This window comes from Streptomyces sp. SD15 (assembly GCF_054462255.1).
This window is the reverse complement of sequence record NZ_JBTLMO010000002.1, coordinates 313,023-333,310: the sequence shown is the minus strand read 5'-3', so window position 1 is coordinate 333,310 and position 20,288 is coordinate 313,023. Positions and strand designations below refer to the sequence as shown.

20 protein-coding genes are annotated in these 20,288 nt (G+C 70.8%); 9 read left to right on the top strand and 11 right to left on the bottom strand.

The window, feature by feature from the left end; genetic code table 11:
- Positions 1 to 110 precede the first annotated feature (110 nt).
- Genes ACX28W_RS03475 through ACX28W_RS03465 form a run of 3 tightly spaced genes read left to right on the top strand, consistent with a single transcriptional unit; the run spans position 111 to position 3,179 of the window.
- Positions 111 to 875, top strand: coding sequence for an SDR family oxidoreductase (locus tag ACX28W_RS03475; protein WP_458997250.1), 765 nt, complete (start codon positions 111 to 113; stop codon positions 873 to 875).
- Complete coding sequence (locus tag ACX28W_RS03470) at positions 872 to 2,533, top strand: class I adenylate-forming enzyme family protein (RefSeq protein ID WP_458997249.1); 1,662 nt, start codon at positions 872 to 874, stop codon at positions 2,531 to 2,533. Before ACX28W_RS03475 ends, ACX28W_RS03470 begins: the two co-directional genes overlap by 4 nt.
- Positions 2,534 to 2,585: 52 nt before the next feature.
- Complete coding sequence (locus tag ACX28W_RS03465; RefSeq protein WP_458997248.1) at positions 2,586 to 3,179, top strand: TetR/AcrR family transcriptional regulator; 594 nt, start codon at positions 2,586 to 2,588, stop codon at positions 3,177 to 3,179.
- A gap of 240 nt (positions 3,180 to 3,419) precedes the next feature.
- On the opposite strand, the gene ACX28W_RS03460 is transcribed toward ACX28W_RS03465, so the two are convergent.
- The 7 genes from ACX28W_RS03460 to ACX28W_RS03430 form a co-directional block, all read right to left on the bottom strand.
- Positions 3,420 to 4,670: an acyl-CoA dehydrogenase family protein gene (locus tag ACX28W_RS03460; RefSeq protein ID WP_458997247.1), complete on the bottom strand. Its 1,251-nt coding sequence runs from the start codon at positions 4,668 to 4,670 to the stop codon at positions 3,420 to 3,422.
- A gap of 6 nt (positions 4,671 to 4,676) precedes the next feature.
- A complete protein-coding gene (locus tag ACX28W_RS03455; protein ID WP_458997246.1) occupies positions 4,677 to 5,711 on the bottom strand; it encodes a phosphotransferase family protein in 1,035 nt (344 codons plus the stop codon).
- A 358-nt stretch (positions 5,712 to 6,069) separates the two neighbouring features.
- Positions 6,070 to 6,366 (bottom strand): hypothetical protein, encoded by a 297-nt coding sequence (locus tag ACX28W_RS03450; protein ID WP_458997245.1) that lies wholly within the window; start codon positions 6,364 to 6,366, stop codon positions 6,070 to 6,072.
- Positions 6,367 to 6,463: 97 nt separating this feature from the next.
- Positions 6,464 to 6,790, bottom strand: coding sequence for a DUF202 domain-containing protein (locus ACX28W_RS03445; RefSeq protein ID WP_458997244.1), 327 nt, complete (start codon positions 6,788 to 6,790; stop codon positions 6,464 to 6,466).
- Positions 6,787 to 7,179: a YidH family protein gene (locus tag ACX28W_RS03440; RefSeq protein ID WP_458997243.1), complete on the bottom strand. Its 393-nt coding sequence runs from the start codon at positions 7,177 to 7,179 to the stop codon at positions 6,787 to 6,789. The genes ACX28W_RS03445 and ACX28W_RS03440 overlap by 4 nt, the downstream gene beginning before the upstream one ends.
- A gap of 155 nt (positions 7,180 to 7,334) precedes the next feature.
- On the bottom strand, positions 7,335 to 7,859 hold the full coding sequence (locus tag ACX28W_RS03435) for an NUDIX hydrolase (RefSeq protein WP_458997242.1): 525 nt from the start codon (positions 7,857 to 7,859) through the stop codon (positions 7,335 to 7,337).
- Positions 7,860 to 7,925: 66 nt separating this feature from the next.
- Entirely contained in the window at positions 7,926 to 8,822 is an 897-nt protein-coding gene (locus ACX28W_RS03430) for a DMT family transporter (RefSeq protein ID WP_458997241.1), read from the bottom strand.
- A gap of 288 nt (positions 8,823 to 9,110) precedes the next feature.
- Between ACX28W_RS03430 and ACX28W_RS03425 the strand changes: the two genes are divergently transcribed.
- The 5 genes from ACX28W_RS03425 (at position 9,111) to ACX28W_RS03405 (ending at position 15,360) form a co-directional block, all read left to right on the top strand.
- Positions 9,111 to 10,766 carry an FAD-binding dehydrogenase gene (locus ACX28W_RS03425; protein ID WP_458997240.1) on the top strand — a complete coding sequence of 552 codons (1,656 nt, stop codon included), beginning with the start codon at positions 9,111 to 9,113 and terminating at the stop codon, positions 10,764 to 10,766.
- A gap of 250 nt (positions 10,767 to 11,016) precedes the next feature.
- Positions 11,017 to 11,967: a hypothetical protein gene (locus ACX28W_RS03420; protein WP_458997239.1), complete on the top strand. Its 951-nt coding sequence runs from the start codon at positions 11,017 to 11,019 to the stop codon at positions 11,965 to 11,967.
- Between the two features lie 62 nt (positions 11,968 to 12,029).
- Positions 12,030 to 13,607: an APC family permease gene (locus ACX28W_RS03415; RefSeq protein ID WP_458997238.1), complete on the top strand. Its 1,578-nt coding sequence runs from the start codon at positions 12,030 to 12,032 to the stop codon at positions 13,605 to 13,607.
- 339 nt (positions 13,608 to 13,946) lie between these two features.
- The gene (locus ACX28W_RS03410; protein WP_458997237.1) at positions 13,947 to 14,714 is read left to right on the top strand and encodes a molybdopterin-dependent oxidoreductase; all 768 of its coding nucleotides are present in this window, start codon (positions 13,947 to 13,949) and stop codon (positions 14,712 to 14,714) included.
- Positions 14,698 to 15,360 (top strand): cytochrome b/b6 domain-containing protein, encoded by a 663-nt coding sequence (locus tag ACX28W_RS03405; RefSeq protein WP_458997236.1) that lies wholly within the window; start codon positions 14,698 to 14,700, stop codon positions 15,358 to 15,360. Before ACX28W_RS03410 ends, ACX28W_RS03405 begins: the two co-directional genes overlap by 17 nt.
- 104 nt (positions 15,361 to 15,464) lie before the next feature.
- Here the strand turns inward: ACX28W_RS03405 and ACX28W_RS03400 are convergent, their stop codons facing one another.
- The 4 genes from ACX28W_RS03400 to ACX28W_RS03385 are packed head-to-tail and all read right to left on the bottom strand — an operon-like array spanning position 15,465 to position 19,261.
- Positions 15,465 to 16,490: an L-idonate 5-dehydrogenase gene (locus ACX28W_RS03400; protein ID WP_458997235.1), complete on the bottom strand. Its 1,026-nt coding sequence runs from the start codon at positions 16,488 to 16,490 to the stop codon at positions 15,465 to 15,467.
- 24 nt (positions 16,491 to 16,514) lie between these two features.
- Positions 16,515 to 17,273 carry an SDR family oxidoreductase gene (locus ACX28W_RS03395; RefSeq protein WP_458997234.1) on the bottom strand — a complete coding sequence of 253 codons (759 nt, stop codon included), beginning with the start codon at positions 17,271 to 17,273 and terminating at the stop codon, positions 16,515 to 16,517.
- A gap of 25 nt (positions 17,274 to 17,298) precedes the next feature.
- Positions 17,299 to 18,696, bottom strand: coding sequence for a GntT/GntP/DsdX family permease (locus tag ACX28W_RS03390; RefSeq protein WP_458997233.1), 1,398 nt, complete (start codon positions 18,694 to 18,696; stop codon positions 17,299 to 17,301).
- Between the two features lie 46 nt (positions 18,697 to 18,742).
- On the bottom strand, positions 18,743 to 19,261 hold the full coding sequence (locus ACX28W_RS03385) for a gluconokinase (RefSeq protein WP_458997232.1): 519 nt from the start codon (positions 19,259 to 19,261) through the stop codon (positions 18,743 to 18,745).
- Positions 19,262 to 19,391: 130 nt separating this feature from the next.
- Between ACX28W_RS03385 and ACX28W_RS03380 the strand changes: the two genes are divergently transcribed.
- On the top strand, positions 19,392 to 20,093 hold the full coding sequence (locus ACX28W_RS03380) for a FadR/GntR family transcriptional regulator (RefSeq protein WP_458997231.1): 702 nt from the start codon (positions 19,392 to 19,394) through the stop codon (positions 20,091 to 20,093).
- Positions 20,094 to 20,288: the final 195 nt, after the last annotated feature.

The window sequence follows — 20,288 nt, the reverse complement described above, 5'->3', positions numbered from 1 at the left end:
TCCGTACCGGCCCTGCGCCCCTTACCGGAGGGGTCGCCCCTTCCCTCTCAACATACCGACTGGTTAGTCTGGCGTCGCAGAGCCGATTCGCGTCGCGTCGAAGGAGACCGATGGTGGAAGCCGTGCAGGATGCGGGAGTGGTCGTCACCGGAGCGGGGGGCGGCATCGGGGCCGCGCTGGCCCGCCGTTTCGCCGCCGAGGGCGCCAGGGTCGTCGTCAACGACCTGGACGCCGCCAAGGCCAAGGCGGTGGCCGACGAGATCGGTGGCATCGCGGTCCCGGGTGACGCGTCCGCGATCGTCGCCGAGGCCCGGGATGCGCTCCGTGGCACGGTGGACGTCTACTGCGCCAACGCGGGCGTCGCCTCGGGCGGCAGCGAGGCGGCCGACGCAAAGGTCTGGGCGCTCGCCTGGGACGTCAACGTGATGGCGCACGTCCGCGCGGCCGAGGAGCTCCTGCCGGCCTGGCTGGAGCGCGGCAGCGGCCGGTTCATCTCCACGGTCTCCGCCGCCGGACTGCTCACCATGATCGGCGCCGCGCCCTACAGCGTCACCAAGCACGGCGCGTACGCCTTCGCCGAGTGGCTCTCACTGACGTACCGCCACCGCGGCCTGAAGGTCCACGCGATCTGTCCGCAGGGCGTGCGCACCGACATGCTCGACGCCACCGGCAGCGCGGGCGACCTCGTCCTCCAGCCGACCGCCATCGAGCCCGGGGCCGTCGCGGACGCCCTCTTCGCGGGGATCGAGGAGGACCGCTTCCTGATCCTGCCGCACCCCGAGGTCGCCGGGTACTACCAGGTGCGGGCCACCGACCCGGACCGCTGGCTGACCAACATGAACCACATCCAGCAGAAGTGGGAGGCGGGCCGGTGACCACCTACGCCGACCGGCCCTGGGTGGCCCTCCTCGACGACGCCCAGAGCGGCCCCGTGAGTCCTGCCGGCTCCCTGGTCCACGCCCTGCGCGGGGCCGTGGCGGACACCCCGGGCCGCACCGCCCTCGCCTACTTCGACGGGCGGCTGACCTACCGCGAGGTGGACGAACTCAGCGACTCCGTCGCCGGGCACCTCGCCGCCCGCGGCCTGGAGCGCGGCGACCGGGTCGCGATCCTGCTGCAGAACTCCCCGCACTTCGTGCTCGCGCTGCTCGGCGCCTGGAAGGCGGGCGCGACGGTCGTGCCGGTCAACCCGATGTACAAATCGGGCGAGGTCCGCCATGTACTCCACGACGCGGAAGTGAGCGCCCTGGTGTGCTCCGACCGCGCGTGGGAGTCGTATCTGCGCGAGACGGCGGCCGACTCGCCCGTACGCATCGCACTCACCGCCTGTGAGTTGGATCTCCAAACCCGCAACGACGCGCGCGTGCTGGGCTTCGAGCGGCTGCCGCAGGCCGCGGACGCCGACGATCTGGTGACGGTGGCCAGGCAGGGACACAAGGCCCCTGAGGGGCGTGACGTCGGCCCGTCCGACATCGCCCTGATCAGCTACACCTCCGGGACGAGCGGCACCCCCAAGGGGGCCACCAACACCCACGGCAACATCATGTACAACGCCGAGCGGCAGCGGACGGGCCTGGGGCTGTCCGAGGCGCCCGTCTACTTCGCGATGGCGCCCCTGTTCCACATCACCGGGATGGTCTGCCAGCTCGCCGCGTGCCTGAACAGCGCGGGCACGCTCGTCCTCGCGTACCGCTTCGAGGCGGGGGTCGTCCTCGACGCGTTCGCCGAGCACCGGCCCGTGTACACGGTCGGCCCCTCGACCGCCTTCATGGCCCTGGCGGCCCACCCCTCCGTCACCCCCGACCACTTCTCGTCCTTCGTGAACATCTCCTCCGGCGGCGCACCGCTGCCGCCCGCGCTGGTGGAGAAGTTCCGGGCCGGTTACGGGCCCTACATCCGCAATGGCTACGGGCTCACCGAGTGCACCGCGCCCTGCGCCTCCGTGCCGCCGGGCCGGGAGGCTCCCGTCGACCCGGTCTCGGGGACGCTGGCCGTCGGCGTACCGGGCCCCGACACGGTCGTACGCATCGTCGACGACCTCGGCCGGGACGTGCCGTTCGGGGAGCAGGGCGAGATCCTGGTACGAGGCCCGCAGATCGTGCCCGGCTACTGGCGCCGCCCCGAAGCCACCGCCGAGACCTTCCCGGACGGCGAGCTGCGCACCGGCGACATCGGATTCATGGACCCCCAGGGCTGGCTCTACGTGGTCGACCGCAAGAAGGACATGATCAACGCGTCCGGCTTCAAGGTGTGGCCGCGCGAGGTCGAGGACGTGCTCTACACGCACCCCTCGGTCCGTGAGGCGGCCGTCGTCGGGATCCCCGACGGCTACCGCGGGGAGACCGTGAAGGCCTACATCAGCCTGCGTCCGGGCGCCGAAGAGGACCCCGACGCGCTCGCCGCGTACTGCAAGGAGAGACTGGCCGCTTACAAATATCCGCGGCAGGTGGAGATCCTGCCCGACTTGCCGAAGACGGCGAGTGGGAAGATCCTCCGTCGGGAACTGCGTTCCCGGCCGCACGACTCTCAGTAGACGACGCTTGTCACTCGACTCGCTCGACAACCTCGGAAGGCAGGTGGCGGCAGTGCCCAGGACGACGGACGGAGACGGTACGCCCGTCCCGCAGCGGCTTCTGGCCGCCGCCACCCGGCTCTTCGCCGAGCGGGGATACGACCGCACATCGGTACAGGAGATCGTCGAGGCGGCGGGTGTCACCAAGGGTGCGCTCTACCACTACTTCGGCTCCAAGGACGACCTCCTGCACGAGGTGTACGCGCGCGTGCTGCGCATTCAGCAGGAGCGCCTGGACGCCTTCGCGGACTCCGACGCGCCCGTCGAGGAGCGGCTGCGGGGTGCCGCCGCGGACGTCGTCGTCACCACGATCGACAACCTCGACGACGCGGCGATCTTCTTCCGCTCCATGCACCATCTCAGTCCCGAGAAGGACAAGCAGGTGCGTGCCGAGCGGCGTCGCTACCACGAGCGGTTCCGCGCGCTCGTCGAGGAGGGCCAGCAGAAGGGCGTCTTCTCCACGGCCACCCCCGCCGACCTGGTCGTCGACTACCACTTCGGCTCCGTGCACCACCTGTCGACCTGGTACCGACCGGACGGCCCGCTCACCCCGCAAGAGGTAGCCGACCACCTCGCGGACCTCCTGCTCCGCGCCCTGCGCCCGTAGCCCCGGGCCAGGCACAGAGTTTTTCGCCCCCGCCGCCCCTACCCGTCCCATCCCGTTCCTGGGGGCTCCGCCCCCAGACCCCCGCCAGGTATCCCAGCCTGTCCGGCGTTTGAGGACGAGGCCGTTCAGGCCGAAGCGGGGGTCTGGGGGCGGCAGCCCCCAGGGGACGGGACGGGTAGGGGCGGCGGGGGCGAACAACAGACCGCGCCGGCCCGGCCGCCTCCCCGCCACCCCGGAGGGTCACACGTACTTCTTGATCTCCCGCCGAGCCAACGACCGCTGGTGCACCTCGTCCGGACCGTCCGCGAGCTTCAACGTCCGCGCACTCGCCCAGAGCTCGGCCAGCGGAAAGTCCTGACTGACACCCCCCGCCCCGTGCAGCTGGACCGCCTTGTCGAGGATGTCGACAACCGTACGGGGCGTGGCGATCTTGATGGCCTGGATCTCGGTGTGGGCGCCCCTGTTGCCTACCGTGTCCATCATCCAGGCGGTCTTCAGAACCAGCAGACGAAGCTGTTCGACGGCTACGCGCGCGTCGGCGATCCAGTTCTGGACCACGCCCTGCTGGGCCAGCGGCTTGCCGAAGGCCGTACGGGACACAGCCCGCCGGCACATCAGCTCGATCGCCCGCTCGGCCATCCCGATCAGCCGCATGCAGTGGTGGATACGGCCGGGGCCGAGCCGCGCCTGGGCGATGCCGAAGCCGCCGCCCTCCTCGCCGATCAGATTGCTGACGGGGACGCGTACGTGGTCGAAGACGACCTCCGCGTGCCCGCCGTGAGAGTGGTCCTCGTAGCCGTACACCTGCATGGCCCGCCGGACTTCGACGCCCGGGGTGTCGCGCGGGACGAGCACCATCGACTGCTGGCGGCGGATGTCCGCGCCCTCCGGGTCCGTCTTGCCCATCACGATGAAGATCTTGCAGTCGGGGTTCATCGCCCCCGAGATGTACCACTTGCGGCCGGTGATGACGTACTCTCCCCCACTCTCGGCTCCGCTCGAGCGGGAGGTGCCCCCACCGTCGCGCTCGATGAGCGTGGTGATGTTCGTGGCGTCGGAAGAGGCCACCTCCGGCTCGGTCATGGCGAACGCGGAGCGGATCTCACCGGCGAGCAGCGGCTCCAGCCACTGCTTCTTCTGCTGCTCGTCGCCGAACTGCGTGAGCACCTCCATGTTGCCGGTGTCCGGCGCGGCGCAGTTCAGCGCGGTGGGCGCCAACTGCGGGCTGCGGCCGGTGATTTCGGCGAGCGGCGCGTACTGGAGGTTGGTGAGCCCGGCCCCGTACTCGGAATCGGGAAGGAAGAGGTTCCACAGTCCCTGCCTGCGGGCCTCGGCCTTCAACTCCCCGACCACGGCGGGTGTGTCCCACGGAGAGGCCAGCTGCGCGCGCTGCTCCTCGGCGACCGCCTCCGCCGGATAGACGTACTCGTCCATGAAGGCGAGCAGCTTCCCGCGCAGTTCCTCCGTGCGCGCGTCGAATGCGAAGTCCATGCTCGATCAGCCTTCCTGGGAGCCTTCGTGAAGAGTGGTCAGACCGTGCTCGATGAAGAAGGGGACCAGTTCACCGATGCGGTCGAAGCCCGCGCCGACCGTCTGGCCGAGCGTGTAGCGGTAGTGGATGCCCTCCAGGATCACGGCGAGCTTGAACCAGGCGAACGCCGTGTACCAGGCGACGTCGGACACGTCGCGCCCCGAGCGCGCGGCGTATCGCCCGACGATCTCGGCCGGGTCCGGGTGACCGGCGGCCGAGGCGGTCGTGCTGATGGGGGAGTCGGGAAGATCCAGAGGTGCGCTGTACATCACCAGGAGCCCCAGGTCGGTGAGCGGATCGCCGAGCGTGGACATCTCCCAGTCCAGGATCGCCTTGATCCGGTCGTCGTCGCCGATCAGCACGTTGTCCAGCCGATAGTCGCCGTGCACGACGGTGGGCGCGGGGGAGTGCGGCAACGCGCGCCCGAGCGCCGCGTGCAGTTCGTCGATCCCGGCCAGTTCGCGGTTGCGGGACGCGTCCAACTGCTTGCCCCAGCGGCGCAGTTGCCGGTCGAGGAAGCCCTCCGGGCGCCCGAAGTCCGCGAGGCCGACTTCGGCGGGATCCACGGCGTGCAGTTCGACGAGCGTGTCGACGAGCCCGAGCACCGCGTCCCGGGTGCGCGCCGGGCCGAGCGGGGCGAGCTGCTCGGCCGTGCGATAGGGGACGCCTGTGACGAACTCCATCACGTAGAAGGGCGAGCCGAGGACCGACTCGTCCTCGCACAGCAGTACCGGGCGCGGTACCGGGACGGCCGTCGGATGCAGCGCGCTGATCACCCGGTGTTCGCGCTTCATGTCGTGCGCGGTGGCCAGTACATGCCCCAGCGGAGGCCGTCGTACGACCCATCTCGTGGTGCCGTCCGTCACCGCGTACGTGAGGTTCGACCGTCCGCCCTCGATCAGCCGGCCGGTCAGGGGGCCGTGCACCAGGCCGGGCCGCTCACCGTCGAGCAGGCCGCGCAGCCGGTCGAGATCGAGACCTGGCGGGTGGTCGGGGCTCATCGTTTCTCCTTCGCGCACGGAAGCAGGACGTCACCATGATGCCGACCAGTCGGTATGTCGTCCAGGGCGTGCGCGAAACGTGATCGGGGTCTCTCCTCCGGGGAGAGACCCCGAGCGGTCGACCGCCGATGTCCAGGGCCTGTCCGGCGGATCATGCCGGAGACGCGGGGTCCGGTACGCCGATCTGCGGCGTTGTCGTCGGTTGCCGACTCCCCCAAGTTCTCGGCTTCGCTCGAACAGGGGGGACCCTCATCGCGTCGACGCCCTCCTCCGCCTTGCAGCTCGACGCACCGGACCCCGCTCGCCTGCGCCGACAAGGCGTCGCCGCTTCCCTCTGACCTGATCCGCCGGACAGGCTCTAGTGGTCGTCCCAGTGGCCCTCGTGCGCGGCGTGCCGGTGGCCGTCGTGCAGATAGTCGACGTGGTCGCCGTGCTCGACCGCGGGGTGTCCACAGTCCGCACCGTGCTGGTGGGCGTGCGCGTCGTGCGCCCTATGGCCACTCGGCTCGCACTCGTCCCAGTGTCCGGAGTGTTCCCGGTGCAGATGGCCGTCGTGTGCGTAGTCGACGTGGTCCCCGTGCGGCACCTCCGCGTGCCCGCAGCCCGGGCCGTGGGTGTGCTGATGGGCCGTGTGTTCCAGATGGAGGGTGGTCATGGTGCTCACCTTCGTCAGTGGCGTGGATGACGCCTCAGGTTAGCGGCAGAAACTACCCAATATCGACCTATTTCGACCTGTCGGTCAGGTGGAGTGCTCAGAACACCAGCGCCACCGCGCACACCGCGAGGGCGACCGTGCACAGGGTCGCCGCCGTCGCGTGCCGTGGCGCGAGCGCGGGTGGGCCGTCGGAGCCGGACGCCGCGAGCACCTGAATGCGACGGTGGGCGATCGTCAGGAATCCCAGCCAGAGCCCGCAGCACAGGGCGCAGGCCACGACCCCGGTCGCCGAGGGGCCGCCGTGCAGGGCCGCCTTCGCCGCGAGCACGGCGGCGACGGTGCTCGCCAGGGTCGTACGCCGCCACGCGAGCCGCGTACGCTCCGGTTGCAGCCCCGGGTCGCGCTCCGGGGCGGGCGCCGTCACGCTTCCCAGCCGACGAGAACGACCACGACCATCGCGAGGGCCACGACCGCCACGGCGATGCTCAGCAGCGCGGGGAAACGCGACACCGGCAGGTCTTCCCCTCTGCGCATCGCCCGCTCGCACGCCACCCAGTGATTGACGGCGCGCAGCGAGCAGAGCACGCCCGCCCCCAGCAGGGCCAGCGCGAGACCGACCCGCCACGCCCAGCGCAGATCCGGCAGGAACTGATCCACGGCGAAGCCCCCGCCGATCAGCGCCAGCGCGGTGCGCAGCCACGCCAGGAAGGTCCGCTCGTTCGCCAGCGAGAACCGGTAGTCGGGCGTCCCGCCCTCCTCCCGAACCCTCTGGGGCGCAAACCACAGCCGGACGTTCCGTACGAGTTCGATCACGCCCAGGACCCTATCGGGGAGTGTTGTCGGTGCAGGTGGTTACGGTTCCGGACCGTATCCCTCGGACCAGGCATCACGCCCCGCCCGGGCCGTCCGCCCGGGCCGTCCGCCCGGGCTCGGGCGTCGGTCGCCGCGTTCGGAGGGGCTCGGCCCACTCAGCCCACGCGGCCCGTCGCGCGATAGTCCTTCAGCCGCTGATACGCGGCCAGACCGTCCGGCACCCACGTCCAGTCCGTCAGGCGTCGCTCCACCTCCTCCACGGCGAGGAAGTCGTGCCAGGCGACCTCCTCCACCTGTGGGCTCACCGGGAGGTCGCAGCGCACCTCGTAGACGGCCGACCACCAGGTCTGGCCGGCGCCGTTGTCGTAGAGGAACTTGAAGAGAGGGACGGGCCGGGGGAGGCCGGAGACACCGAGTTCCTCCTCGGCCTCGCGCAGGGCCGCGGTGTCGTAGGACTCGCCCGCGCCCACGACCCCGCCCACGAACATGTCGTACAGGGAGGGAAAGACGAGCTTCGTGGGTGTGCGGCGGTGGACGAAGAGCCGGCCCTCGGCATCCCGGGCCTGGATGAACACGCACCGGTGGCGAAGACCACGCGCGTACACCTCTCCGCGCGGGGACTGCCCGATGACCACGTCGTTCTCGTCCACGATGTCGAGGATCTCGTCAGCGGCACTCATGGTCATATCCAAGCAGCCCCGGGAATCCGGCACCGCCCACAGCGCCTGCGCCTGCGCCGGGCGTCCTCAATGCGGCTGGAGATCGACCGCCTGCTCCTTCTTCGCGGTGCCGGGCGGCATCGCGGGGTGCAGGCCGAGCAGCACGATTCCCGCCACGACCGCCGCGAGCCCCGCCGCCTCCCAGGCCAGCGCGCCCGGGTCCATGCGCAGCCGGTCCCCGAGGAACCCGACCCCGCAGATGATCCCGGCCAGCGGCTGCGCCGCGGTGAGCGCGGGCAGCGACATCCGCAGCGGTGCCGTCTCGAAGGCGCTCTGCACCAGCACCAGCCCCGTCACACCGAGCACCAGCACCCCGTACGGCTGCCAGCCGGTGAGCAGCTCGCCCCAGCCGCCGTCGCCGAATCGCTCGCTGCTGACCCGGGTGAGCGCGTCCTGCACGCCGTACAGCAGGCCCGCGGCCAGCGAGAGCAGCACCGGCGTGGCGCTCAGCCGGGACGACTGCTTCGCGTAGGCGGTCAGCAGCAGCGCGAGCCCCACCATGATTCCGATGATCAGCCAGTGCCGCAGCGGATCGGTGACATCGTCGCCGCCCTCCGGCCGGCCCGCGACGATGAACGCCGTGACCCCGCCGGCGAGCAGCAGGAGCCCGGCCCAGCCCTGGCGGCCCAGCGGCTGCTTGGTCTGGTGGCGGGAGAGCGCGAGCGCGAACAGCAGGTTCGTCGCGAGGAGCGGTTCCACCAGGGAGAGCTCGCCCTTGCCCAGGGCGATCGCGCCGAGCGCCATGCCGCACACCATCAGCCCGATGCCGCCCAGCCACCGGGGCACCCGGATGAGGTCGAGCAGCAGGCGGGGGGAGAGGAAGTCGCTCAGCGGGGCGTGCGAGGCGGCGTTCTGCTGGAGTACGAAGCCGAAGCCCAGGCAACAGGCCGCGCTCACCGAGAGGACCAGAACGAGAACCGACACGCTGTGTACCTCAATACGTCGGGGACAGAACGGGCCGCGGGTACGTATCCCGCCGACTGTAGTGCCACGAACCGGGGCCCGCAGGGGAGTACCCGCAACGGGGCGGTTGACTCGGTCACTCCTCTTGCCGAAGGATCTGACCGATCAGTAACAACGGCTGGTCGACCGGCGCCCATGCCTGATCCACCAGTACCGATGTCTTGACTACCACTGTCTCATCAACACGTGACAATGCCGACGACTCGTGACGAAGCCGACATGAGCCGCCGGATGGCGAGAGGACGGCCGATGGCCTACGACGCAGATGTGATCGTGATCGGAGCGGGTCTCGCGGGGCTCGCCGCGACCGCGGAACTCGTGGACGCCGGCCGCAAGGTGATCCTCCTCGACCAGGAGCCGGAGCAGTCGATCGGCGGCCAGGCGCACTGGTCCTTCGGTGGCCTCTTCTTCGTGGACTCGCCCGAGCAGCGCCGGATGCGGATCAAGGACAGCCACGCGCTCGCCCTCCAGGACTGGATGGGTACGGCCGCCTTCGACCGCCCCGAGGATCACTGGCCGCGCCGCTGGGCCGAGGCGTATGTGGACTTCGCGGCCGGCGAGAAGCGGTCCTGGCTGCACCGGCAGGGCGTCCGCTTCTTCCCGGTGGTCGGCTGGGCCGAGCGCGGCGGCTACGACGCCAACGGGCACGGGAACTCCGTGCCGCGCTTCCACATCACCTGGGGGACCGGGCCCGGTCTGGTCGCCCCCTTCGAGCGGCGGGTGCGGGCGGGCGTCGCGCGCGGTCTGGTCCAGCTCAAGTTCCGTCACCGCGTCACCGGTCTGTCCCGCAGCGCGGGCGCCGTCGACACCGTCACGGGCGAGATCCTGGAGCCGTCCGGCATAGCGCGTGGTCAGGCCAGCAGCCGCACGGTCGCCGGCGCGTTCGAGCTCAAGGCCCAGGCGGTGATCGTCACGTCGGGCGGTATCGGCGGCAACCACGATCTCGTCCGCGCCAACTGGCCCGAGCGGCTGGGCACTCCGCCCGAGAAGATGATCTCCGGCGTCCCCGCGCACGTCGACGGAAAGATGCTCGCGATCACCGAGGAGGCGGGCGCCCGCCTCATCAACCGCGACCGCATGTGGCACTACACCGAGGGCATCCAGAACTGGAACCCCATCTGGGAGAACCACGGCATCCGCGTCCTGCCCGGCCCGTCCTCGCTCTGGCTGGACGCCCGCGGCAACCGGCTGCCGGTGCCGCTCTTTCCCGGCTTCGACACCCTCGGCACGCTCGAGCACATCATGAAGACCGGCTACGACTACACGTGGTTCGTGCTCGACCAGAAGATCATCGGCAAGGAGTTCGCGCTCTCCGGATCGGAGCAGAATCCGGACCTGACGGGCAAGTCGATCAAGGATGTGATCGGGCGGGCGCGCGCCGATGTGCCAGGGCCGGTCAAGGCGTTCATGGACAACGGCGCGGACTTCGTCGTCGAGAAGGACCTGACCGCGCTCGTCCGCGGCATGAACGCGCTCTCCAAGGAGCCGCTGATCGACGAGGCCGCGCTGCGCCGCGAGATCGTCGCGCGCGACCGGGAGATCGCCAACCCCTTCACCAAGGACCTCCAGGTGACGGCGATCCGCGGCGCCCGCAACTACCTCGGCGACAAGCTGATCCGTACGGCGACCCCGCACCGCATCCTCGACCCCAAGGCCGGCCCGCTGATCGCCGTCCGCCTCCACATCCTCACCCGCAAGACCCTCGGCGGTCTGGAGACCGACCTCTCCTCGCGCGTCCTGACCGAGGGCGGCGACCCGCTGGCGGGGCTGTACGCGGCGGGGGAGGCCGCCGGATTCGGCGGCGGCGGGGTCCACGGCTACCGCTCCCTCGAAGGTACGTTCCTGGGCGGCTGCCTGTTCTCCGGCCGCACGGCGGGCCGCTCGGCGGCCAAGGCCGTGAGCTGACCCCCGCGGGCGGATTCCTGGGTCGGGCTGGTGCGGGGCGCAGGCGTTCCTTCGGGTGAGTCGTTCCCGGGCGTGGCCGGTCTCCCGGATCGGCCGTCCGGGACACGGCGGGGTGCTTGATCAACTCCGGTGCCGACAGGGCAAGTTGGTGGGTGCGGAGCGTCGGATGCCACTTGACTAAAACCCTCAGCCAAGGGTTTGCTGTGCGTGATCACCCACTGACTAGCCGCGTCTGTGAGGAAGCCCCGCGGTGTCGCCACCCCCGCCTTCCCTCGGCCGCGGTCGCAAGCGCGCGGCCCAGGTCTTCGACGCCGCCCTCGACGACGCCGAACTCGTCGCCGCGCGCGCCTCGTTGGCCCAGGGGCGGTGGACCGCGGTCCGCGCGCTGCTCGCCGCGACCGGCGACGACTGGGACCGTCGCGGACACCGCGTCACCGTCCTCGCGCAGGAGCCCGCCGCCCTCGCCTGGGCCCGCGACTGGCAGCTCGCCGAACCCGAGTCGGCCGACGCCGCCGCGCTGCTCGCCTGTGCCACCGTCCAGCGCGCCCTGAACGGTAAGGATCGCCCGGAGCGGGCCCGTGAGGCCTGCCACGCCGCGGCCGCGCTCGCACCCGCCGACCCCACGCCCTGGCTCGGCCTGCTGATCCTGGAGCGCTCCCTCGGCAGCGAGGACGACGTGGTCAGACTCTTCGACGAGGTGCGCCACCGCTACCCCGACCACCACCACGCCCACCACCTGATGGTCGCCCGGCTCGCCGAGCGCCGCGCGCAGGCGGGGCAGGACCCGCTGCACGAGGTCTACGACTTCGCGAACTGGGCGGCCGAACAGGCGCCCGCCGACTCGCCGTTGGCCATTCTCCCCGTCGTAGCGCACGCGGAGCGCTACCGCGTGCTCGCCACCATCGGCAGCGAGCCCGCCGATCCGGTCGCCTCCGGGCACTGGGTCGGGCGCCGGGCCCGGCAGGTGATGAAGGCCGCGTTCGACTGGTGGCTGGAGTGGGAGCGCGAGGACCACCCGCGCCGTCACCTCGACCTCAACTTCCTCGCCCACGCCAAGTTCTGCGAGGGCCGGGGCGCCGAGGCCGCCGCCCTGTTCCACCGCATCGGCCCGCACGCCACCCCGGTGCCGTGGTCGTACCCGGACCGCGACCCGTACAAAGCCTTCCGTGCCGCACGCGCCAGCGTGCTCGGCGCGGCGTGAACTACCTCCCGAGAACCCCGAGAACCGGACCACCACCGGCCATCCGAAAGGACAACCCCGCGATGACGACGGGCAGTTCGAGCACATCGAGCACATCGGGCAGTGCGAGCACGGGTAGACCCGCTGTCGCCGAGGGCGGCGGCATCAGCACCTTCAAGGGGCAGGACCGCGCCCTGCACGCCAATCGGCTGGGCACGGGGGGCCTGCTCCTGTCCGTCCTCGCGGCGACCGCCCCTCTCATGGTGGTCGCGGGTGTCATGCCCACGGCATTCGCGGTGATGGGCATCGTCGGGGAGCCGCTGATCTTCGTCATCCTCGGCGTGGTGCTCGTGCTCTTCAGCATCGGGTACGCCGAGATGAGCCGCCACGTCCACAACGCGGGCGCCTTCTACGCATACGTCGCCCGCGGTCTCGGCGGCACCGCGGGCGCGGGCGCCGCCGGGGTCGCGCTCGTCGCCTACAGCGCGCTGCAGGTCGGCATCTACGGCATCCTCGGCTTCGAGGTGTCCGGGCTGTTCGCCACGTACCTCGAAATCGAAGTCGCCTGGTGGATACCGGCGTTGGTCGCCGTGCTCGTGGTCGGCGCGCTCGCCTGGCTGAAGATCGACGTCAACGCGCGGGTGCTCGGCGTCCTGCTGGTCATCGAGGTGGCGCTCGTCGTCATCTTCGACATCGCGGCCGTCGCCGACCCCGCCAAGGAGGGCCTGTCGCTGCACGCCTTCAACCCCGACACGCTCACCGGGGCGGGCGTCGGCACCGCGCTGTGCTTCTGCATCGCCGCCTTCACCGGCTTCGAGCAGGCGCCGGTGTACGCCGAGGAGACCAGCCGCCCGCACATCCTCGTACCGCGTGTGATGTTCCTGGCGATCGGCTTCGTCGCCGTCTTCTTCGCGGTCAGCTCCTGGGCGCTGACGGTCGCCGCGGGACCCTCCGGGATCGTCGGGGCCGCGCAGGAGCAGAGCGCCGGACTGCTGTTCTTCCTCACCGAGTCGCGCCTCGGCGGTACCTTCACGGACGTTCTGCACGTCCTCTTCGTGACCGGCATGTTCGCGGCGGTGCTCAGCTTCCACAACGTCGTGGCGCGGTACGCGTTCGCCATGGGCCGCGAAGGACTGCTGCCCCCTGTCTTCGGCCGGACCACCGGCACGAGCGGCGCCCCCGGCACGGGCTCGCTCCTGCAGACCGCCGTTTCCGTGATTGTGCTGGTCGCCTTCGCGGTGACCGACGACAAGCCGGTCGGCGATCCGACGGCGCCCGTGCTGCACCTGTTCACGTGGGCCGGCAATGTCGGAGCGCTCGGCGTCATCCTGCTCATGGCGGCGGCCTCGCTCTCGGTCATCGTGTTCTTCGCCCGCCGCGGAGCCGCACGGGCCCAGGCCTGGCGGCTGGCCACCTCGGCGATCGCCGGCGTCGCGCTCCTCGTGATCGCGGGCTACACGGTCAAGGACTTCGACATCCTGGTCGGGGCCGGTCCGGACTCCGCGCTGAGCTGGGTACTGCCCGCCATCGTCGCGGCCGCCCTGGTCATCGGCGTGATCCAGGGCCTGGTACTGCGCTCCCGCAAGCCCGAGACACATGCCCGGATCGGACTCGGCAACGAGGCGTTCCAGCTGGACAAGGCCGCGGAGTCCGCGTCCTGACTGAGAACCCGGCCTGAGAACCGGGTAAGAAGTGGTGACAGAAATCTGACGAGTACCCGCTGCCGCTGGCCTGAAGGGGGTCGCGGGTGCTCGTATGGATGAGTGAACCCTGAAAAGCCCGCAGAGCAGGGACCGAAACGTCCCCGGGCGCACACCCCGGAAGCCCCCGCGACACAGGATCCGCAAGCCCCCGGGGCCCGTGTGCCCAAAGCCCCGGAACAGCCCGAAGCCCAGCGGGCGCGGACACCGGAAGGCCCTGCGGCACCGGAGTCGCAAGCCCCGCAGGCGCGCACACCGCAAGCCCCACAGGCACGTGGGCCCAAGGGCCCGGTGGCCCGGGTGCCGCACACCCCCGACGCACGGGAGCCCGAACGCCCCGCGGCGCGGGAGCCCGAACACCCCGAACACCCCGAAGAGCGTGGCGCGCCGGTCGGCCGCCGGCTCCTGCTCGGCACGCTCGGACTCGGCGCGCTCGGCGTGCTGGCCGCGCCCACGCTCCAACGCGGCCTCGAGTCCCTCTTCGCCGACGACCCCACGGGGCTGACCGACCTGCTCCCCAACGGCGGCGGCTTCCGCTACTACTCCGTGACCGCGTCGGTCCCGCACAAGGGCCCGGCGAACTACCGCCTCACCATCGACGGCCTGGTCGACCACCCCCGCAGCTACACCCTGGCCGACCTCCAGGCACTGCCCCAGACCCGGCTCGTGCACGACGTCCAGTGCGTCACCGGCTGGCGGGTGCCGAGCACGCCCTTCGAGGGGGTGCGGCTGTCCCACCTCCTCGACGCCGCGGGAGTACGCTCCACCGCCGGCGCGATCCGGTTCACCTGCTTCGACGGGGCCTACACGGAGAGCCTCACGCTGCGGCAGGCCCGCCGCTCCGACGTGCTGGTGGCGCTCCGTATGCAGGACAAGGACCTCGGCCACAACCACGGCGGCCCCGTCCGCCTCTACGTCGCCCCGATGTACTTCTACAAGTCCGCCAAGTGGCTCTCCGGCATCACCGTCACCGAGGACGTCCGTCCCGGATACTGGGAGAAGCGGGGCTACGACGTGGACGCGTGGGTGGGCCGCTCGAACGGACGTGACGATGCACCCACGAGTTGACGACACCCCGGCCACCCCGGGCGTCGCGGCGCACACGGCGCACACGGCGCACTCCTCGCGCGTGCCGCGCTTCAGCCGCGCGGAGCGCTGGGTGCACCGGGTGACGGCCCTGCTGATGGGCGTGTGTGTGGCGACCGCGGCGTGCCTGTACCTCCCCCTGTTCGCCGAGCTCGTCGGCCGCCGCGCGCTCGTGGTCAGGGTCCACGAGTGGGCGGGCCTGCTGCTTCCGGTGCCGGTCCTGGCGGGACTGGTCTCCCGCGCCTTCCGAGCGGACCTCGGTCGCCTGAACCGCTGGGGCCCGCACGACCGTGCGTGGCTGCGGGCGGTCCTACGCCGGGACCGGCGCCGCGCGTCGCGTCCCGCGGCCAAGTTCAACGCCGGCCAGAAGACCTACGCCGCCTGGATCGCCGGCGCGACGCTGGTCATGCTCGCCACGGGCCTGTTGATGTGGTTCACCCATCTCACCCCGCTGATGTGGCGCACCTCCGCGACCTTCGTCCACGACTGGCTCGCCCTGACGATCGGCATCGTCCTCGCGGGCCACATCGGCATGGCCCTGGGCGACCCGGAGGCCCGCCGGGGCCTGCGCACGGGTTCGGTGAGCCGGGAGTGGGCGGAACGGGAGCATCCCCTCTGGCGCCCCTGAGGGCCGCCCCTGAGGGCCGCCCCTGAGGGCCGCCCCTGAAGGCCGCCCCTAAAAGTAAGGGGGAGCCCCCGGCCTGGGAGCTCCCCTTCATCGCGCCGACACGGTCACCCGTCGAAGTCCAGCAGCACCTTGCAAGAACGGCTCCGGTCCGCCGCCAGAGCGAACGCCGACTCCGCCGCCCCGAGCGGCACCACCGCGCTGATCAGCGCATCGAAGCGGGGCTCGGCGGCGAGCAGCAGCAGCGCCTCGTCGAACTCCGCGCCGAAGCGGAACGCGCCCCTCAGCTCGATCTCCCGGCTCACCACCAGATTCCCCGCGAACGGGCTCTGCCCCGGCGGCAGCATGCCGAGCTGGACGACGACCCCGCCGCGCCGCACGAGGCGGAGGCAGGTGTCGAGGCCCGCGGCGACACCGGACGCCTCGATGGCCACGTCGACCTCCGAGGGCCACCCGGAGTCGTCGGGATCGTCGGCCCGTACGACCGAGTCCGCGCCGGCCGAGACGGCGTACGAGAGCGCCTGCGGCAGCAGGTCGGTGACGGTCACCCGCGCCGCGCCCGCGGCCTTGGCGGCGGCCACCACGAGGCAGCCGATGGGCCCGGCCCCCGTCACCAGAACGTGCCGGTCCTTCACGTCACCGGCCCGCCGGACGGCGTGCAGCGCGACCGACAGTGGTTCGGCGAGCGCGGCTCGCCGGAGCTCGAGCCCCTGCGGAACCGCCCTCAACTGCTCGGCGGGGACGACTACTTGGGACGCGAACCCGCCCTGTACATGCGGCATGCGGGCCGCGCTGCCGAGGTAGCGCGTGTCCCGGCACACGTTCGCACGCCCGTCGACGCACTCGGGGCACACCCCGCACGGAGTCGCCGGGTGCACCGCGACGGCCGTACCCGGGAGCGGACCTGAGGCCCCGTCACCGTACGAGACCACCGTCCCCACCACTTCGTGGCCCAGCACCATCGGCTCCCGCAGTCGGAAGTCCCCGACACCGCCGTGCCGCCAGTAGTGCAGATCGGACCCGCACACCCCGCCGTACCGGACGGCGACCAGCGCCTCCCCGGGCCCGACGGACGGGACCGGCAGTTCGTCGACCCGCAGATCGTCCTGCCCGTGGATCACACAGCCGAGCATCGCCAAGTCCCCTTCGCCGCACCTTCACAGCACACTGGTCATACCGCCGTCGACGTACAGCACCTGCCCGCTGACGAAGTCCGCGGCGGGTGAGGCGAGGAAGAGCACCCCGCCCACCAGGTCGTCCGTACGGCCCCAGCGCCCGGCCGGGGTGCGTCGCCGCACCCAGGCGCTGAACTCCTCGTCGTCCACGAGGGGCTTGGTCAGCTCGGTCTCGATGTAGCCGGGGCCGAGCCCGTTGACCTGCACTCCGTGCGGACCCCAGTCCGCGCACATGCCCTTGGTGAGCATCTTGAGCGCGCCCTTGGTGGCCGCGTACGGGGCGATGCCCGGACGGACGACCTCGCTCTGGAGAGAGCAGATGTTGATGATCTTGCCGTGACCGCGCTCGGTCATCCCTCGCGCGGCCTCGCGGCCGACCAGGAACGCGCTCGTCAGGTTGGTGTTCAGGATCCGGTGCCAGTCCGAGTCCGTGAACTCCAGGAGCGGGGCCCGCAGCTGCATGCCCGCGTTGTTGACGAGGATGTCGAGCGGGCCCACCCGATCCTCGACATCAGCTATCCCGGCGGCGACCGAGGGACCGTCAGTGACGTCGAATATCGCCGTGTGGACGTCGCCGGGCAGTTCGGAGGCGGCCTGCTTGAGGCGTTCTCCGTCGCGCCCGTTGAGGACCACGGTGCAGCCGGCCTCCGCCAGCCCGCGGGCGAGCGCGAGCCCGATGCCGCGGCTGGAGCCGGTGACCAGGGCCGTACGGCCGCTGATGTCGAAGAGAGGGTGAGCCATCGTCGTCTTCCTCGTCCTCGTACTTCTAAATGACCAGCGACAGCAGGAGCACCAGTCCGCCTGCCACCACCGAGATGATCGTCTCCATCACCGACCAGGTCTTGATGGTCTGGCCGACGCTCAGGCCGAAGTACTCCTTGACCAGCCAGAAACCGGCGTCGTTGACATGGCTGAAGAAGAGCGAGCCCGCGCCGATCGCCAGCACCAGGAGGGAGGTGTGCACGTCCGACATGTCGGCCGCGAGGGGCGCGACCAGTCCGGCCGCGGAGATGGTGGCGACGGTCGCGGAACCGGTCGCGAGCCGGATGGCCACCGCGATCAGCCAGGCGAGCAGCAGTGCGGGAATCGACCAGTCCTTGGAGATCTCCAGGATCATCTGGCCCACACCGGAGTCGATCAGCGTCTGCTTGAAGCCGCCGCCCGCGCCCACAATCAGCAGGATTCCGGCGATCGGCGCGAGGGACTTCTCGACGGTCGTGGAGATCCGGTCCTTGGTGAAGCCGGCCGCGCGGCCCAGGGTGAACATGCCCATGATGACCGCGGCGAGCAGTGCGATCAGCGGCGAGCCGACGACGTCGAAGACACGCTGCACCATGTGCGTCGGGTCGTCCACGATGATGTCGACCAGGGCCTTGGACAGCATCAGCACGACGGGCAGCATCACGGTGGCGATGGTGACGCCGAAGCCGGGGCGCTTCTCCAGGTCCTCGGAGGCGCGGGTCGGGATCATCTTGTCCGGCGCCGGGACGTCCACCCAGCGGGCCGCGTACTTCGAGAACAGCGGGCCGGCGATGATCACCGTCGGGATGGCGACCAGGACACCGAGGGCCAGCGTGAGACCGAGGTTGGCCTTGACCGCGTCGATCGCGACCAGCGGGCCGGGGTGCGGCGGGATCAGGCCGTGCATCACGGACAGACCGGCCAGCGCCGGGATGCCGATGCGCATCAGGGAGTAGTTGCCGCGCTTGGCCACCATCAGCACGACCGGGATGAGGAGCACGATGCCGACTTCGAAGAAGAGCGGCAGACCGATCACGGAGGCGATCAGCACCATCGCCCACGGCATGGCGCGCCCGCCCGCCTTGGCGAGGATGGTGTCCACGATCTGGTCGGCGCCGCCGGAGTCGGCGAGCAGCTTGCCGAGGATCGCGCCAAGGGCGATCAGGACACCCACACCGGCAACGGTCGAGCCGAGCCCGGCCGTGAAGCTGAGGATGACCTTGTCGATCGGTGCCCCGGCGAAGGCACCGAGCGCCAGCGAGCCGATGGTCAGGGCCAGGAAGGCGTGCAGCTTGAACTGGGTGATCAGCAGGACGATGACGGCGATGCCCGCCAGGACGGCGATACCCAGCTGAGCATGGCCCGCCGAGGTGATCGGCTCGACGGCGTCCGCTGCCAGCATCTCGACGCTGAGTCTGGTCACGGTGGTTTCCTTGCTTGAGAAACGTACGAGGGGAAGGAAAAAAGAGTTACTGCGAGAGCTGGCCGAGCCCCTGGAGCGCGGCCACGGCCCGTTCGGTGATCTCCGTGGGGTCGCCGGAGACGTCCACGGAGACACCCGCCTCGTCCGCTTCCAGCGGCTGGAGGGTGGCGAACTGGGAGTCCAGGAGTGCCGTCGGCATGAAGTGCCCCTGGCGGTGCGACATCCTGTCCTCGATCAGCGCGCGGTCACCGGTCAGATGGACGAAGACGGCTCCGGGCGCCTCGGCCCGCAGTCGGTCGCGATAGCTGCGCTTGAGCGCCGAGCTGCTGACCACTCCACCGAGCCCGGAGCGGCTGTGCGCCCAGCGGCCGATGGCGTCCAGCCAGGGCCACCGGTCGTCGTCGGACAGCGGTGTCCCGGCCGTCATCTTGTCGATGTTGGCCTGGGGGTGGAAGTCATCGCCCTCGGCGTACGGAACGCCGAGTCGGGCCGCAAGCAGGGGGCCGATGGTGGTCTTGCCGGTGCCTGCCACGCCCATGACCACGACGACATGGGGGGTACTCATTACTGCCTCGCTGTCTTCGTCGACATCTGATGTCGACGACACTGAAACCCATTAGGTACGACGAATTCAAGAGTCTGTGACATATAAGTCTGACTTTTTGTTCTCGCTGGGAGCCTCGTACGCTGACTCCATGAGCACACGGGGCCGGGGCCTGCACGGACATGTACTGGAATGCCTCGGGCCGGCGATCACGGCGGGTGAGTACCCGCCGGGGAGCGTGCTGCGTACGGACGAGCTCGCGCAGCGCTTCGAGGTGTCACGCTCCGTCATGCGCGAGGCGGTCCGGGTGCTGGAGTCCATGCACCTGGTCGAGTCCCGCCGCCGGGTCGGAGTGACGGTCCGCCCCAAGGCGGAGTGGAATGTGTACGACCCTCAGGTCATCCGGTGGCGACTGGCCGGCGCCGACCGGCCCCACCAGCTGCGTTCGCTCACCGTGCTGCGTTCCGCCGTCGAACCGATCGCCGCGGGGCTGGCCGCCCGGAACGCCACCGCCGAGCAGTGCGCCGAGCTCACCGAGTGCGCCCTGGGCATGGTCGCCAACTCACGTGGCCATCAACTGCAGGCGTATCTCGTCCACGACGTCGCCTTCCACCGGGTGATCCTCAACGCCTCGGGCAACGAGATGTTCGCCCGCCTCGGCGACGTGGTCACCGAGGTCCTGGCGGGCCGTACCCACCACGAGGTCATGTTCGAGGACCCCGACCCCGCCGCCGTCACCCTGCACGTACAGGTCGCGGAGGCCGTCCGCGAGGGCGACGCCACCCGCGCCGAGGAGCTCACCCGCGAGATCACGGTCGGCGCGCTCCAGGAGCTGGACATCCTCGCGCCCTGACGGTTAGGACCTGTCCGGTCGATCACGGCGGAGACGCGGGGTGGCAGTGACACCAGCCGCTCCGCGGCGGGCGCACATCTGCGGCGTTGTCGTCGGTTGCCGACTCCCCCAAGTTCTCGGCTTCGCTCGAACAGGGGGGACCCCCATCGCGTCGACGCCCTCCTCCGCCTTGCAGCTGCACGCACCCCACCCCGC

Excerpts from the sequence above, each read along its gene's own strand:
- ACX28W_RS03460 (WP_458997247.1), bottom strand. The coding sequence starts at position 4,670 with ATGGACTTCGCATTCGACGCGCGCACGGAGGAACTGCGCGGGAAGCTG.
- ACX28W_RS03405 (WP_458997236.1), top strand. The coding sequence starts at position 14,698 with ATGCACCCACGAGTTGACGACACCCCGGCCACCCCGGGCGTCGCGGCG.
- ACX28W_RS03415 (WP_458997238.1), top strand. The coding sequence starts at position 12,030 with ATGACGACGGGCAGTTCGAGCACATCGAGCACATCGGGCAGTGCGAGC.
- ACX28W_RS03400 (WP_458997235.1), bottom strand. The coding sequence starts at position 16,490 with ATGCTCGGCTGTGTGATCCACGGGCAGGACGATCTGCGGGTCGACGAA.
- ACX28W_RS03380 (WP_458997231.1), top strand. The coding sequence starts at position 19,392 with ATGAGCACACGGGGCCGGGGCCTGCACGGACATGTACTGGAATGCCTC.
- ACX28W_RS03475 (WP_458997250.1), top strand. The coding sequence starts at position 111 with ATGGTGGAAGCCGTGCAGGATGCGGGAGTGGTCGTCACCGGAGCGGGG.
- ACX28W_RS03425 (WP_458997240.1), top strand. The coding sequence starts at position 9,111 with ATGGCCTACGACGCAGATGTGATCGTGATCGGAGCGGGTCTCGCGGGG.
- ACX28W_RS03385 (WP_458997232.1), bottom strand. The coding sequence starts at position 19,261 with ATGAGTACCCCCCATGTCGTCGTGGTCATGGGCGTGGCAGGCACCGGC.
- ACX28W_RS03435 (WP_458997242.1), bottom strand. The coding sequence starts at position 7,859 with ATGAGTGCCGCTGACGAGATCCTCGACATCGTGGACGAGAACGACGTG.
- ACX28W_RS03395 (WP_458997234.1), bottom strand. The coding sequence starts at position 17,273 with ATGGCTCACCCTCTCTTCGACATCAGCGGCCGTACGGCCCTGGTCACC.
- ACX28W_RS03450 (WP_458997245.1), bottom strand. The coding sequence starts at position 6,366 with ATGACCACCCTCCATCTGGAACACACGGCCCATCAGCACACCCACGGC.
- ACX28W_RS03455 (WP_458997246.1), bottom strand. The coding sequence starts at position 5,711 with ATGAGCCCCGACCACCCGCCAGGTCTCGATCTCGACCGGCTGCGCGGC.